The sequence below is a fragment of the Streptomyces sp. CA2R106 genome (genome assembly GCF_037034245.1).
GTDB lineage: Bacteria > Actinomycetota > Actinomycetes > Streptomycetales > Streptomycetaceae > Actinacidiphila.
The window spans coordinates 138,332-152,530 of sequence record NZ_JBAGKC010000010.1 but is presented as its reverse complement, the minus strand read 5'-3'; the positions used below and the strand labels follow the sequence as shown (position 1 = coordinate 152,530).

Here is a 14,199-nt window from a genome sequence, read left to right as displayed (position 1 = left end):
GGCCGTGTGCTGTCAGAGGGCGCGGTAGACATCGCGTCGGTTGCCGACCTTGACGACCAGGATGAGGAGTTCACCGTCCTCGACCCGGTAGGCGACGCGGTAGGCGCCGACGCGGAGCCGATAGAGGTCGGACGGGCCTATGAGCTTCTTGACGTCCGCGTCTTCGCGGTAAGGATCGTCACCGAGCGCGGTGAGCGCGGTGAGGATGCGCATCGCGGCGGGCCGATCGATGGCACGGAGCTGGCGTTGCGCCGCGGGGAGGAAACGGAATGCGTACTTCATGCCGCGCCGTCAGCCCGTTCGGCGAACAGGTCGGCCAGCAACTCGGCCATGGTCACCGTGGGGCCTCCCTCGGCGAGGGCCTCTTCCGCCTCCCGGGCCAGCAGCAGGTCGGCGGCCTCCTCCAGGGCGTTGAGGTCCGCGATCGGTACCAGGGCCGCCACGGGCTCGCCGTTCCGGGTGATGACGGTCGGCGTGCCCTCTTCGGCGTCGTGGATGCGATCCGCGAGATGCGCGCGCGCTTCCCGTACGGTCACGGTGTTCTCGGTCATGGCACCAGTGTACGCAGATATGTGTACACAGTCACCTCCGAGGATGAACGGTGGCCGCCTGATCCATGGCGAACCTCTCGCGGGCGGCTGCCGTGACCGGGGTGAAGAGGTTGACGAGGGTGCCGTCGGGGTCGCGGAGCAGCAGGGAGCGGTTGCCCCAGGGCATCGTGGTGGGCTCGTTGACGAAGTCCGAACCGGCGAGGTCGCGGTAGGCGGCGTCCACGTCGGGCACGAGGAACTCGATGATCGCGCTGTGGTTGGCGGCGGGCCGGGCGGAGCCGGGTGCGAAGAGGGGGACCGTGCGGGTGCTGCCGATCGCCAGGGTCGCCCCCGGGGTGCGGATCTCCGCGAAGTCCTCGGTGGCCCAGTCGGCCCGTACGCCGGTCACGCGCTCGTAGAAGCCGACGAGGCGGGCCACGTCGTCGGTGATGATGCGGGTCGAGGCGAACTCCATGGGGTGCTCCGTACGTCGTCGGGTGCTGTTCTCTCCACCGCACGTTAGGACGGATACCGGGCAGAACCCGCCCGGTATCCGAGGCAGAATCGCAGGTATGTCCCGGCCCACCGCCCGCGTGCTCACCCTGCTGGAACTCCTCCAGTCCGGCGGCACCCGCACCGTCGCCGAACTCGCCGACCGGCTCGGCGTGGACGAGCGCACGGTGCGGCGGTACGCCGACCACCTCCTCGACCTCGACGTGCCGGTCGAGTCGGTCCGCGGCCGCTACGGCGGCTACCGGCTCGCCCCCGGCTACCGCCTGCCCCCGCTGATGCTCAGCGACGACGAGGCCCTCGCCGTGCTCCTCGGCCTGGTCGCGGGCCGCCGCCTCGGCCTGGCCACGGAAGCGGCCACCGCCGGCGAGACCGCGGCGGCCAAGATCCGCCGGGTGCTGCCCGCGCGGCTGCGCGCCCGGCTCGACACCGTGCTGGACACCCTCGCCCTCACCGCCCCGGGCGGCGCGGAACCCGCCGCGCCGGACAGCGCCGTGCTGCTCACGCTCGCCGACGCGGTGCGCCACCACCGCCCGGTCGCCTTCCGCCACACCGCCGCCGGCGGCCGCGCCACCGTACGGACGCTGCACCCGTACGGCCTGGTGGTCCACTCCGGCCGCTGGTACGTCACGGGCGCGCTGGTGCCCGGCGGCGAGGACCGTACGTTCCGGCTCGACCGCGTCGCGGAGGCGCGCACCCTGCCGGGCTCGTTCTCCCCGCCCGCCGGCGTCGACCCGGCCGAGCGCGTGCTGACCGGGTTCGCCACCGCGCGCTACCGGTACGAGGTGGTGCTGCGGATCGCCGGTAGCGTGGAGGAGGTCCGCACCCGCCTGCCGGCGTCCGTCGCGGTCGTGACGAAGCCCCCGGCCGCCCGGGACGGCGAGCCCACCGACCCGGACGACCCCGCCGGCTGGCTCCGCGTGGAACTGCACGTGGAGCGCCTGGACTGGCTGCCCGGCGTCCTGGCCGCGCTCGACCTGCCGTTCGCCGTCGAGCGCCCCGCCGAGCTCCGCGACCTGGTCGCCGCCCTCGCCGGCCGCCTGCACCGGTCGGCGCTGCGCGACCCGCGGTGACCTCGCGATTTCAGGGCGCGGCCCCGTACCCGTTATCGTGGTGCGGTATGCCTGCTCGCAGGCATGAACACTCTCAACAAGACCCGGAGAGAGCAATGCCTCCCAAGAAGAAGAAGGTCACGGGGCTGATCAAGCTCCAGATCAACGCCGGTGCGGCCAACCCGGCGCCGCCGGTCGGCCCCGCGCTGGGCCAGCACGGCGTGAACATCATGGAGTTCTGCAAGGCCTACAACGCGGCCACCGAGTCGCAGCGCGGCATGGTGATCCCGGTGGAGATCACGGTCTACGAGGACCGTACCTTCACGTTCATCACCAAGACCCCGCCGGCCGCGAAGCTCATCCTGAAGGCCGCGGGCGTGGACAAGGGCTCCGGCGAGCCCCACGTCAAGAAGGTCGCCTCGCTCAGCCGTGAGCAGGTGCGGGAGATCGCCACCACGAAGCTCCCCGACCTGAACGCGAACGACCTGGACGCCGCGGAGAAGATCATCGCGGGTACCGCCCGTTCCATGGGCATCACGGTCCAGGGCTGAACCGCCGACCTGGCCACACCCGGCAGTGAGTGGAAGGGCCTGCTCGGCTCGGACCACGACTCCAAGACAACGTAGGAGCAGCAAGTGAGCAAGCGCAGCAAGTCTCTCCGCGCTGCGGACGCCAAGATCGACCGGGAGCGCGTGTACGCGCCCCTGGAGGCCGTCCGTCTCGCGAAGGAGACCGCGACCACCAAGTTCGACTCGACCGTCGAGGTCGCCTTCCGCCTGGGTGTCGACCCGCGCAAGGCCGACCAGATGGTCCGCGGCACCGTGAACCTTCCGCACGGCACCGGCAAGACCGCCCGGGTCCTGGTCTTCGCGACCGGTGACCGTGCTGCGGCCGCGGAAGCCGCGGGAGCCGACATCGTCGGCTCCGACGAACTGATCGACGAGGTGTCGAAGGGCCGGCTCGACTTCGACGCCGTCGTCGCCACCCCGGACCTGATGGGCAAGGTCGGCCGGCTGGGCCGCGTGCTCGGCCCGCGCGGTCTGATGCCGAACCCGAAGACCGGCACGGTCACCCCGGACGTGGCGAAGGCGGTCACGGACATCAAGGGCGGCAAGATCGAGTTCCGCGTCGACAAGCACTCGAACCTGCACTTCATCATCGGCAAGGTCTCCTTCGACGAGACCAAGCTGGTGGAGAACTACGCGGCGGCGCTGGACGAGGTCCTGCGGCTCAAGCCGTCCGCGGCCAAGGGCCGTTACATCAAGAAGGCCGCCGTCTCCACCACGATGGGCCCGGGCATCCCGCTCGACTCCAACCGCACCCGCAACCTCCTCACCGAGGAGGACCCCGCCGCCCTCTGACGGCGGTGCGGCCGGCAGTACGACGGCACGACAGCACCACGGCGCCCCGCTCCCCCCGGCACCCCCGGGCGGTCGCGGGGCGCCCGCGCGTGTGCGGACCGGACGGCCGCACGCCCCGCAGGCGTGCCGTCACAGGAAACCGCTAGGGTCTTCCCCCCGGGAATGAATAGGGTCTTCCCGTGGGAACGAGGGGCGGGCCCACGAAGGGCGCTCGCCCCTGGGGGGAAGGGGCCTTTCCATGTCACATACCCGTGTCCGGCGCCTTGTGGGGGCGGCCGCGGCCGCGGGCGCGCTGCTGGTCCTGACGGCTGCCTGCGGCGGCCACGACACGGCCGGCGCTCCGAGGACCGCGACGTCCACGGCGTCCGGCGGCAGTTCGTCCCACGGCGATGTCGCCCACGCCGTCGATGCCCTGGCCACCGTGCAGAAGCGCACCGACAGCGTGTACTCCGCGCGGACGGACACCACGACGACCATGGGCTCGGAGGTGTCGATGCGCGTCACCGGCTCGATGGACTGGTCGAACGGCATGCTCGCCGACCTGCAGATGACGTACACCGGCGGCTCGTCCCTCGCGACCATGCAGAAGGCGGGCATGGCCAGTATGAAGATCCGCTACCTGCCGGACGCGTACTACGTGGACCTCGGCCCGGCCTTCGCGAAGAAGCTCGGCGGCAAGGAGTGGTTCAGGTACGACAGCGACGATCTGGCCAAGTTCAGCGGTGCTTCGGGCGCCGTCGCCAAGGACCAGCTGGACGAGGGCAATCCCACCCGCACGGTGGACATCGTGCTGGCGTCGCCCGACGTGCGCGCGGTCGGCCAGGAGACCGTACGCGGCGTTCCGGCCACCCACTACCGGGGCACCCTCGATGTCGCCACCGTCACCCGGCAGAGCACCCCGCACCTGACCGCCGCACAGTTCCAGGCGGTGCGGCAGCAGCTCACCAAGGCCGGTATCACCACCGAGACGGTCGACCTGTGGGTGTCGAAGGACAACCTCCCGGTCGAGTCGGCCAGTCGCGCGACCAGCAAGCAGGGCCTGCTGTCGACGAGGGTCTTCTACTCCGACTACGGTCTCAAGGTCCACGTCGCGGCGCCGCCGGCCTCGCAGACCACCGACTTCTCCCACCTGCTCGACCAGGCCTCGTAGGCCGCCGGTCCAGCGGTACCGCGGAGGCGATTTGCTCTTCGGCGGCCTGTACCCGTACCGTTGCGGCGAAGCCAAAGACCGCAGGTTGTCGCCTTGCCCGGGAACGGGTGGGGCGGCCGAAGGATTCCGCTCGGTGCGGACGGCCCGCGTAGGTGACCGGATGAAGATCTCCGGGAGTGCTGACGCCCTCTCGTCGAGTTCCGCCCCGTGCGCCTGCGCCCGGGGCGTTTGTGTTGCTCGCGCCAGTCACGTCCCCTTCGTCAACCGGGCGGTCCGCAATCACCCGGAAGGAGGCCGAGACTCATGGCGAGGCCCGACAAGTCTGCCGCGGTTGCCGAGTTGACGGACAAGTTCCGCAGCTCGAACGCCGCAGTGCTGACCGAGTACCGCGGTCTCACCGTGGCGCAGCTCAAGACGCTGCGCCGTTCGCTCGGTGAGAACGCCACGTACGCCGTGGTGAAGAACACGCTGACCAAGATCGCGGCCAACGAGGCCGGGATCAACACGCTCGACGACCTGTTCGCGGGTCCGTCGGCCGTCGCCTTCGTGACCGGTGACCCGGTCGAGGCGGCGAAGGGTCTGCGCGACTTCGCCAAGGACAACCCCGCTCTCGTCATCAAGGGCGGTGTCCTTGACGGCAAGGCGCTGTCCGCCGACGAGATCAAGAAGCTTGCGGACCTCGAGTCCCGCGAGGTTCTGCTCGCCAAGCTGGCGGGTGCCATGAAGGCCAAGCAGTCCCAGGCTGCCGCGCTCTTCCAGGCGCTCCCGTCGAAGTTCGTCCGCACCGCGGAGGCGCTTCGGGCCAAGAAGGCCGAGGCCGAGGCAGAGCAGGGCGGTGCCGAGTAACTCGGCTCGCACATTGACCGCCGCCTGACCCGGCGGGGCGCCCGGTACCCGTACCGGTCGCTCGCGGAGCGGGAGCGGTCGCCGCGGGCCCGACGTACGCCCGCCGACATGTACACCACGGCACCAGCCGAATGAATGGAAGGACGCCAATCATGGCGAAGCTGACCCAGGACGAACTGCTCGCCCAGTTCGAGAGCCTGACCCTCATCGAGCTCTCCGAGTTCGTGAAGGCGTTCGAGGAGAAGTTCGACGTCACCGCCGCCGCTCCGGTCGCGGTCGCCGCCGCCGGCGGTGCCCCGGGCGCCCCGGCCGAGGCCGTCGAGGAGAAGGACGAGTTCGACGTCATCCTCACCGGCGCCGGTGACAAGAAGATCCAGGTCATCAAGGTCGTGCGTGAGCTGACCTCGCTGGGCCTGAAGGAGGCCAAGGACCTCGTGGACGGCGCCCCGAAGCCCGTCCTGGAGAAGGCCACCAAGGAAGCCGCGGACAAGGCGAAGGAGTCCCTCGAGGGCGCCGGCGCTTCGGTCGAGGTCAAGTAACACCTCGCTCCGCAGCTGCTCCACCCGCCGTAGGGCGGCCACCCGAACGGGTGGCCGCCCTCGGTCGTTTTCGATCTCCGCGAGGCTTGGGCCTTGACGGATGGCACGCGGCGCGCAATTCTCAGGACGCGCCGCCACCCGCGGTCACCCGGTCCGGTGCCCGCCGGCCCCACACTTCGTCAGGGGCCGGATGCATGGATCGCCGGCGAAGCGGGAATGGATGCGTTGGTGGTCGGGTGGACCCGCTTGCGGTGGTCCGCGCGGCAGGCAGGACATGATGGATGACGGACGCGGGACCCGGGCTCCGAGGGCCGGGCGGACGCGGCCGTGAGACGGGCGGAGGGGGCGACGATTCGGTACTCCGAATCTCAGCCTGGACATCAGTGGGCCAAGTGGCTACACTGACCCTTTGCGCTGCCTGTTAGCTGCTGCCTGGCCCGTCACCAGGGGTATGCCCGTGTCCGAGCACTCGTGAGGAAGCCTGTCATCAGGGCTTTTCTCTTCAGCTCGGGTTCGGTCCGGTACGCGCGTAGTGAGTCCGAGCCCTCGGAAGGACCCCCTCTTGGCCGCCTCGCGCAACGCCTCGACCACCCATTCGAACAACGGCGCAAGCACCGCCCCGCTGCGCATCTCTTTCGCGAAGATCCGTGAACCGCTCGAAGTTCCGAACCTCCTCGCGCTCCAGACCGAGAGCTTTGACTGGCTGCTCGGCAACGCGGCATGGAAGGCCCGGGTCGAGGCGGCCCTGGACAGTGGGCAGGACGTCCCCAGGAAGTCCGGTCTGGAGGAGATCTTCGAGGAGATCTCCCCGATCGAGGACTTCTCCGGGTCGATGTCCCTCACGTTCCGTGACCACCGCTTCGAGCCGCCGAAGAACTCGCTCGACGAGTGCAAGGAGCGCGACTTCACCTACGGCGCCCCGCTCTTCGTCACCGCCGAGTTCACCAACAACGAGACCGGCGAGATCAAGTCCCAGACCGTCTTCATGGGCGACTTCCCCCTGATGACGAGCAAGGGCACCTTCTGCATCAACGGCACCGAGCGTGTCGTCGTCTCGCAGCTGGTCCGCTCGCCGGGTGTGTACTTCGACAGCTCCATCGACAAGACGTCCGACAAGGACATCTTCTCCGCCAAGATCATCCCGTCCCGGGGTGCCTGGCTGGAGATGGAGATCGACAAGCGCGACATGGTCGGCGTGCGCATCGACCGCAAGCGCAAGCAGTCGGTGACCGTGCTGCTCAAGGCGCTCGGCTGGACCACCGAGCAGATCCTCGAGGAGTTCGGCGAGTACGAGTCGATGCGCGCCACCCTGGAGAAGGACCACACCCAGGGCCAGGACGACGCGCTGCTGGACATCTACCGCAAGCTGCGCCCGGGCGAGCCGCCGACGAAGGAGGCCGCCCAGACCCTGCTGGAGAACCTCTACTTCAACCCGAAGCGCTACGACCTGGCCAAGGTCGGCCGCTACAAGGTGAACAAGAAGCTCGGCAGCGACGCGCCGCTGGACGCCGGCGTGCTCACCACCGAGGACATCCTCGCCACCATCAAGTACCTGGTGAAGCTGCACGCGGGCGAGACCGAGACCGTGGGCGACTCCGGCCGGTCGATCATCGTCGAGACCGACGACATCGACCACTTCGGCAACCGCCGCATCCGCAACGTCGGCGAGCTGATCCAGAACCAGGTCCGTACCGGCCTGGCCCGTATGGAGCGCGTGGTCCGGGAGCGGATGACCACCCAGGACGTCGAGGCGATCACGCCGCAGACCCTGATCAACATCCGGCCGGTCGTCGCCTCCATCAAGGAGTTCTTCGGCACCAGCCAGCTCTCCCAGTTCATGGACCAGACGAACCCGCTGTCGGGCCTGACGCACAAGCGCCGGCTCAACGCGCTCGGCCCCGGCGGCCTGTCCCGTGAGCGGGCCGGCTTCGAGGTCCGCGACGTGCACCCGTCGCACTACGGCCGGATGTGCCCGATCGAGACCCCCGAAGGCCCGAACATCGGCCTGATCGGCTCGCTCGCCTCCTACGGCCGGGTCAACGCGTTCGGCTTCATCGAGACGCCGTACCGCAAGGTCACCGACGGCCAGGTCACCGACCACGTCGACTACCTGACCGCCGACGAGGAGGACCGCTTCGTCATCGCGCAGGCCAACGCGCCGCTCACCGACGAGCTGCGGTTCGCCGAGTCCCGCGTGCTGGTCCGCCGCCGCGGCGGCGAGATCGACTACATCCCCGGCGACGACGTCGACTACATGGACGTCTCGCCGCGCCAGATGGTGTCGGTCGCCACCGCGATGATTCCGTTCCTGGAGCACGACGACGCCAACCGCGCCCTGATGGGCGCGAACATGATGCGCCAGGCCGTGCCGCTGATCAAGGCCGAGGCGCCGCTGGTCGGCACCGGCATGGAGTACCGCTGCGCGGTCGACGCCGGCGACGTGATCAAGGCCGAGAAGGACGGCGTGGTCCAGGAGGTCTCCGCCGACTACGTCACGGTCACCAACGACGACGGCACCTACACCACCTACCGGGTCGCCAAGTTCTCCCGCTCCAACCAGGGCACCTCGTTCAACCAGAAGGTCGTCGTGGACGAGGGCGCCCGCGTGGTGGCCGGCCAGGTGCTCGCCGACGGACCGTCCACGGACGAGGGCGAGATGGCCCTCGGCAAGAACCTGCTGGTCGCGTTCATGCCGTGGGAAGGCCACAACTACGAGGACGCGATCATCCTGTCGCAGCGCCTCGTGCAGGACGACGTCCTGTCCTCGATCCACATCGAGGAGCACGAGGTCGACGCCCGCGACACCAAGCTGGGCCCGGAGGAGATCACCCGGGACATCCCGAACGTCTCCGAGGAGGTCCTCGCCGACCTCGACGAGCGTGGCATCATCCGGATCGGCGCCGACGTGGTCGCCGGCGACATCCTGGTCGGCAAGGTCACGCCCAAGGGCGAGACCGAGCTGACCCCGGAGGAGCGGCTGCTGCGCGCGATCTTCGGCGAGAAGGCCCGCGAGGTCCGCGACACCTCCCTGAAGGTGCCGCACGGCGAGGTCGGCAAGGTCATCGGCGTGCGCGTCTTCGACCGCGAGGAGGGCGACGAGCTGCCGCCCGGCGTCAACCAGCTGGTGCGGGTCTACGTCGCCCAGAAGCGCAAGATCACCGACGGCGACAAGCTCGCCGGCCGGCACGGCAACAAGGGCGTCATCTCCAAGATCCTGCCGGTCGAGGACATGCCGTTCACCGAGGACGGCACCCCGGTCGACATCATCCTCAACCCGCTCGGCGTCCCGTCCCGGATGAACCCGGGCCAGGTGCTGGAGATCCACCTCGGCTGGCTCGCCAAGCAGGGCTGGGACGTCTCCGGCATCGCCGAGGAGTGGGCCCAGCGGCTGGACGGCATCGGCGCCGGCCGGGTCGAGCCGGGCACCAACGTGGCCACGCCGGTCTTCGACGGCGCCCGCGAGGACGAGATCGTCGGTCTCTTCGAGGCCACGATCCCCAACCGCGACGGCGACCGGATGGTGCGGCCCTCCGGCAAGGCGCGGCTGTTCGACGGCCGCTCCGGCGAGCCGTTCCCGGAGCCGATCTCCATCGGCTACATGTACATCCTCAAGCTGCACCACCTGGTGGACGACAAGCTGCACGCCCGCTCCACCGGCCCGTACTCGATGATCACCCAGCAGCCGCTGGGTGGTAAGGCGCAGTTCGGCGGGCAGCGGTTCGGCGAGATGGAGGTGTGGGCGCTGGAGGCGTACGGCGCCGCCTACGCGCTCCAGGAGCTGCTGACCATCAAGTCCGACGACGTGCTCGGCCGCGTGAAGGTCTACGAGGCCATCGTCAAGGGCGAGAACATCCCCGAGCCCGGCATCCCCGAGTCCTTCAAGGTGCTCATCAAGGAGATGCAGTCGCTCTGCCTCAACGTGGAGGTGCTGTCCAAGGACGGCATGTCCATCGAGATGCGGGACACCGACGAGGACGTGTTCCGTGCGGCGGAGGAGCTCGGCATCGACCTGTCCCGGCGCGAGCCGAGCAGCGTCGAAGAGGTCTGACGGGCCGGCCCGTCCGGTCTCCCACCGGACGGGCTCTCCCGCGACCCGTTCAGACCATTTGAGAATCAACCCTGAGAGGGATTGACGACACAGTGCTCGACGTCAACTTCTTCGACGAGCTGCGGATCGGCCTGGCCACCGCGGACGACATCCGGACCTGGTCGCACGGCGAGGTCAAGAAGCCCGAGACCATCAACTACCGCACCCTCAAGCCGGAAAAGGACGGGCTCTTCTGCGAGAAGATCTTCGGCCCCACCCGGGACTGGGAGTGCTACTGCGGCAAGTACAAGCGTGTCCGCTTCAAGGGCATCATCTGCGAGCGCTGCGGCGTCGAGGTCACCCGCGCCAAGGTGCGGCGTGAGCGGATGGGCCACATCGAGCTGGCCGCGCCGGTCACCCACATCTGGTACTTCAAGGGCGTGCCCTCGCGCCTGGGGTACCTGCTCGACCTCGCCCCGAAGGACCTGGAGAAGGTCATCTACTTCGCGGCGTACATGATCACCTGGGTGGACGACGAGCGCCGCACCCGCGACCTGCCCTCCCTGGAGGCCCAGGTCTCCGTGGAGCGCCAGCAGGTCGAGCAGCGCCGCGACGCCGATGTCGAGGCCCGGCAGAAGAAGCTGGAGGCCGACCTCGGCGAGCTGGAGAACGAGGGCGCCAAGGCCGACGTCCGCCGCAAGGTGCGCGAGGGCGCCGAGCGCGAGATGAAGCAGCTGCGCGACCGCGCCCAGCGCGAGCTGGACCGGCTCGACGAGGTGTGGGCCCGCTTCAAGAACCTCAAGGTCCAGGACCTGGAGGGCGACGAGCTGCTCTACCGCGAGCTGCGCGACCGCTTCGGCACGTACTTCCAGGGCTCGATGGGTGCCGCGGCGCTGCAGAAGCGCCTGGAGTCCTTCGACCTGGAGGAGGAGGCCGAGCGCCTCCGCGAGATCATCCGCACCGGCAAGGGCCAGAAGAAGACCCGCGCCCTGAAGCGGCTCAAGGTGGTCTCCGCGTTCCTCCAGACCACCAACAAGCCCGGCGGCATGGTGCTGGACTGCGTCCCGGTGATCCCGCCGGACCTGCGTCCGATGGTCCAGCTCGACGGTGGCCGCTTCGCCACCTCCGACCTGAACGACCTGTACCGCCGGGTGATCAACCGCAACAACCGCCTGAAGCGCCTGCTCGACCTCGGTGCGCCCGAGATCATCGTGAACAACGAGAAGCGGATGCTCCAGGAGGCCGTCGACGCGCTCTTCGACAACGGCCGCCGCGGCCGCCCGGTGACGGGCCCCGGCAACCGTCCGCTGAAGTCGCTCTCCGACATGCTCAAGGGCAAGCAGGGCCGGTTCCGCCAGAACCTGCTCGGCAAGCGCGTGGACTACTCCGCCCGCTCGGTGATCGTCGTCGGCCCGCAGCTCAAGCTGCACCAGTGCGGCCTGCCCAAGGCCATGGCGCTGGAGCTCTTCAAGCCGTTCGTGATGAAGCGCCTGGTGGACCTCAACCACGCGCAGAACATCAAGTCGGCCAAGCGCATGGTCGAGCGCGGCCGCACGGTCGTGTACGACGTGCTGGAAGAGGTCATCGCCGAGCACCCGGTGCTGCTCAACCGCGCGCCGACCCTGCACCGGCTGGGCATCCAGGCGTTCGAGCCGCAGCTCGTCGAGGGCAAGGCCATCCAGATCCACCCGCTGGTCTGCACCGCGTTCAACGCGGACTTCGACGGCGACCAGATGGCCGTGCACCTGCCGCTGTCCGCGGAGGCGCAGGCCGAGGCCCGCATCCTGATGCTGTCCTCGAACAACATCCTCAAGCCCGCCGACGGCCGCCCGGTCACCATGCCGACCCAGGACATGGTGCTCGGCCTGTTCTTCCTGACCACGGACTCCGAGGAGCGCGAGGTCATCGGCGAGGGCCGGGCGTTCGGCGCGACCGCCGAGGCGATCATGGCCTTCGACGCGCGCGAGCTGTCCATGCAGGCCAAGGTGGACATCCGCTTCCCGGTGGGCACCGTCCCGCCGCGCGGCTGGACCCCGCCGGAGCCGGTGGAGGGCGAGGAGCCGTACCAGGTCGGTGACAGCTTCCGGCTGCGCACCACCCTGGGCCGGGCGCTCTTCAACGAGCTGCTGCCCGAGGACTACCCGTTCGTGGACTACGCGGTCGGCAAGAAGCAGCTCTCCGAGATCGTCAACGACCTCGCCGAGCGGTACCCGAAGGTGATCGTGGCGGCGACGCTCGACAACCTGAAGGCGGCCGGCTTCCACTGGGCGACCCGTTCGGGCGTCACCGTGGCCGTCACCGACATCGTGGTGCCCGAGGCGAAGAAGGGTCTGATCGCCTCCTACGAGGCGCTCGACGAGAAGGTCCAGAAGCAGTACGAGCGCGGCCTGATCACCAAGCAGGAGCGCTCGGACGAGCTGATCAACATCTGGACCAAGGCGACCAACGAGGTCGCCCAGGCGATGAACGCCAACTTCCCGAAGACCAACCCGATCTTCATGATGGTCGACTCGGGTGCCCGCGGAAACATGATGCAGATGCGTCAGATCGCGGGTATGCGCGGCCTGGTGTCGAACGCCAAGAACGAGACGATCCCGCGTCCGATCAAGGCGTCCTTCCGCGAGGGCCTGTCCGTGCTGGAGTACTTCATCTCCACCCACGGTGCCCGTAAGGGTCTGGCCGACACCGCGCTGCGCACCGCCGACTCGGGTTACCTGACCCGTCGTCTGGTGGACGTCTCGCAGGACGTGATCATCCGCGAGGAGGACTGCGGCACCGACCGCGGTCTGAAGCTGCGGATCGCCGAGCGCGCCGAGGACGGCTCGCTGCGCAAGGCCGAGGACGTCGAGACCAGCGTGTACGCGCGGATGCTCGCCGAGGACGTCGTGGTGGACGGCAAGGTCATCGCCCCCGCCAACGTCGACCTGGGCGACGTCCTCATCGACCAGCTGCTGCGGCACGGCGTCGAGGAGGTCAAGACCCGCTCGATCCTCACCTGCGAGTCGGCGGTGGGCACCTGCGCCTACTGCTACGGGCGTTCGCTGGCCACCGGCAAGCTGGTGGACATCGGCGAGGCGGTCGGCATCATCGCCGCCCAGTCGATCGGTGAGCCCGGCACCCAGCTGACGATGCGTACCTTCCACACCGGTGGTGTGGCCGGTGACGACATCACGCAGGGTCTGCCGCGTGTGGTCGAGCTCTTCGAGGCGCGCGTGCCCAAGGGTGTCGCGCCGATCTCCGAGGCGGCCGGCCGGGTCCGGATCGAGGAGACCGAGAAGACCAAGAAGATCATCGTCACCCCGGACGACGGTGCCGACGAGATCGCCTACCCGATCTCCAAGCGCGTCAAGCTCCAGGTCGGCGAGGGCGACCACGTCGAGGTGGGCCAGAAGCTCACCTACGGCGCGACCAACCCGCACGACGTGCTGCGCATCCTCGGCCAGCGCCAGGTCCAGATCCACCTGGTGCAGGAAGTGCAGAAGGTCTACAACTCGCAGGGCGTGTCGATCCACGACAAGCACATCGAGATCATCATCCGGCAGATGCTGCGCCGGGTGACGATCATCGAGTCCGGCGACGCGGAGCTGCTGCCGGGCGAGCTGGTCGAGCGCGGCCGGTTCGAGACCGAGAACCGCCGCGTGGTCTCCGAGGGCGGTCACCCGGCCTCGGGCCGCCCGCAGCTGATGGGTATCACCAAGGCCTCGCTGGCCACCGAGTCCTGGCTGTCGGCCGCCTCCTTCCAGGAGACGACCCGGGTGCTGACGGACGCGGCGATCCACGCGAAGTCGGACTCGCTGCTGGGTCTGAAGGAGAACGTCATCATCGGCAAGCTCATCCCGGCCGGTACGGGCCTGTCCCGCTACCGCAACATCCGGGTGGAGCCGACTGAGGAGGCCAAGGCCGCGATGTACTCGGCCGTCGGCTACGACGACATCGACTACAGCCCGTTCGGCACCGGCTCCGGCCAGGCGGTGCCGCTGGAGGACTACGACTACGGCCCGTACAACGGCTGAGGCGTGGGCCTGACGGCCTGAGCGGTCATGGAGGGCGGCCGCCCCGGGGTTCCGGGGCGGCCGCCCTTTCGCGTGCGTGCCCGGGGCCGCCCGCCCGGCCCCGTTCGGGGCCGAGATAGTTGCGTGATACCGTTATCTCCAGTTGTCATCATCTGATGACATCACCGGGTG

At 69.1% G+C, this 14,199-nt stretch carries 11 protein-coding genes; 8 read left to right on the top strand and 3 right to left on the bottom strand.

What is annotated here, in order from left to right; translation table 11 throughout:
- Positions 1-12 precede the first annotated feature (12 nt).
- From WA788_RS17485 to WA788_RS17475, 3 genes are read right to left on the bottom strand one after another with little or no spacing between them, the layout of a single operon-like run.
- On the bottom strand, positions 13-282 hold the full coding sequence (locus WA788_RS17485; protein WP_335978298.1) for a type II toxin-antitoxin system RelE family toxin: 270 nt from the start codon (positions 280-282) through the stop codon (positions 13-15).
- Positions 279-551: a type II toxin-antitoxin system Phd/YefM family antitoxin gene (locus WA788_RS17480; protein WP_335978296.1), complete on the bottom strand. Its 273-nt coding sequence runs from the start codon at positions 549-551 to the stop codon at positions 279-281. Before WA788_RS17480 ends, WA788_RS17485 begins: the two co-directional genes overlap by 4 nt.
- Before the next feature lie 31 nt (positions 552-582).
- Positions 583-1,005, bottom strand: a complete 423-nt coding sequence (locus tag WA788_RS17475; RefSeq protein ID WP_335978294.1) for a VOC family protein — start codon at positions 1,003-1,005, stop codon at positions 583-585.
- Between the two features lie 97 nt (positions 1,006-1,102).
- Here WA788_RS17475 and WA788_RS17470 point away from each other — a divergent pair, with 97 nt between their 5' ends.
- The 8 genes from WA788_RS17470 (at position 1,103) to WA788_RS17435 (ending at position 14,028) form a co-directional block, all read left to right on the top strand.
- Positions 1,103-2,113: a helix-turn-helix transcriptional regulator gene (locus WA788_RS17470; RefSeq protein ID WP_335978293.1), complete on the top strand. Its 1,011-nt coding sequence runs from the start codon at positions 1,103-1,105 to the stop codon at positions 2,111-2,113.
- Between the two features lie 95 nt (positions 2,114-2,208).
- Entirely contained in the window at positions 2,209-2,643 is a 435-nt protein-coding gene (rplK, locus tag WA788_RS17465) for a 50S ribosomal protein L11 (protein WP_202235499.1), read from the top strand.
- Positions 2,644-2,727: 84 nt separating this feature from the next.
- Positions 2,728-3,453 carry a 50S ribosomal protein L1 gene (gene rplA, locus WA788_RS17460; protein ID WP_335978291.1) on the top strand — a complete coding sequence of 242 codons (726 nt, stop codon included), beginning with the start codon at positions 2,728-2,730 and terminating at the stop codon, positions 3,451-3,453.
- Positions 3,454-3,691: 238 nt separating this feature from the next.
- The gene (locus tag WA788_RS17455; RefSeq protein WP_335978289.1) at positions 3,692-4,603 is read left to right on the top strand and encodes a hypothetical protein; all 912 of its coding nucleotides are present in this window, start codon (positions 3,692-3,694) and stop codon (positions 4,601-4,603) included.
- A gap of 303 nt (positions 4,604-4,906) precedes the next feature.
- A complete protein-coding gene (rplJ, locus tag WA788_RS17450) occupies positions 4,907-5,449 on the top strand; it encodes a 50S ribosomal protein L10 (RefSeq protein WP_335978287.1) in 543 nt (180 codons plus the stop codon).
- Between the two features lie 152 nt (positions 5,450-5,601).
- Complete coding sequence (gene rplL, locus WA788_RS17445; RefSeq protein WP_335978286.1) at positions 5,602-5,988, top strand: 50S ribosomal protein L7/L12; 387 nt, start codon at positions 5,602-5,604, stop codon at positions 5,986-5,988.
- A gap of 562 nt (positions 5,989-6,550) precedes the next feature.
- A complete protein-coding gene (gene rpoB, locus WA788_RS17440; RefSeq protein WP_335978284.1) occupies positions 6,551-10,036 on the top strand; it encodes a DNA-directed RNA polymerase subunit beta in 3,486 nt (1,161 codons plus the stop codon).
- A 92-nt stretch (positions 10,037-10,128) separates the two neighbouring features.
- Positions 10,129-14,028, top strand: a complete 3,900-nt coding sequence (locus tag WA788_RS17435) for a DNA-directed RNA polymerase subunit beta' (RefSeq protein ID WP_335978282.1) — start codon at positions 10,129-10,131, stop codon at positions 14,026-14,028.
- The last annotated feature ends 171 nt before the right edge of the window (positions 14,029-14,199 follow it).

What these genes read in the sequence shown, in the direction of transcription:
- WA788_RS17485 (WP_335978298.1), bottom strand. Translation starts at nt 282, where the DNA reads ATGAAGTACGCATTCCGTTTCCTCCCCGCGGCGCAACGCCAGCTCCGT.
- WA788_RS17480 (WP_335978296.1), bottom strand. Translation starts at nt 551, where the DNA reads ATGACCGAGAACACCGTGACCGTACGGGAAGCGCGCGCGCATCTCGCG.
- WA788_RS17475 (WP_335978294.1), bottom strand. Translation starts at nt 1,005, where the DNA reads ATGGAGTTCGCCTCGACCCGCATCATCACCGACGACGTGGCCCGCCTC.
- WA788_RS17470 (WP_335978293.1), top strand. Translation starts at nt 1,103, where the DNA reads ATGTCCCGGCCCACCGCCCGCGTGCTCACCCTGCTGGAACTCCTCCAG.
- rplK (WP_202235499.1), top strand. Translation starts at nt 2,209, where the DNA reads ATGCCTCCCAAGAAGAAGAAGGTCACGGGGCTGATCAAGCTCCAGATC.
- WA788_RS17455 (WP_335978289.1), top strand. Translation starts at nt 3,692, where the DNA reads ATGTCACATACCCGTGTCCGGCGCCTTGTGGGGGCGGCCGCGGCCGCG.
- rplJ (WP_335978287.1), top strand. Translation starts at nt 4,907, where the DNA reads ATGGCGAGGCCCGACAAGTCTGCCGCGGTTGCCGAGTTGACGGACAAG.
- rplL (WP_335978286.1), top strand. Translation starts at nt 5,602, where the DNA reads ATGGCGAAGCTGACCCAGGACGAACTGCTCGCCCAGTTCGAGAGCCTG.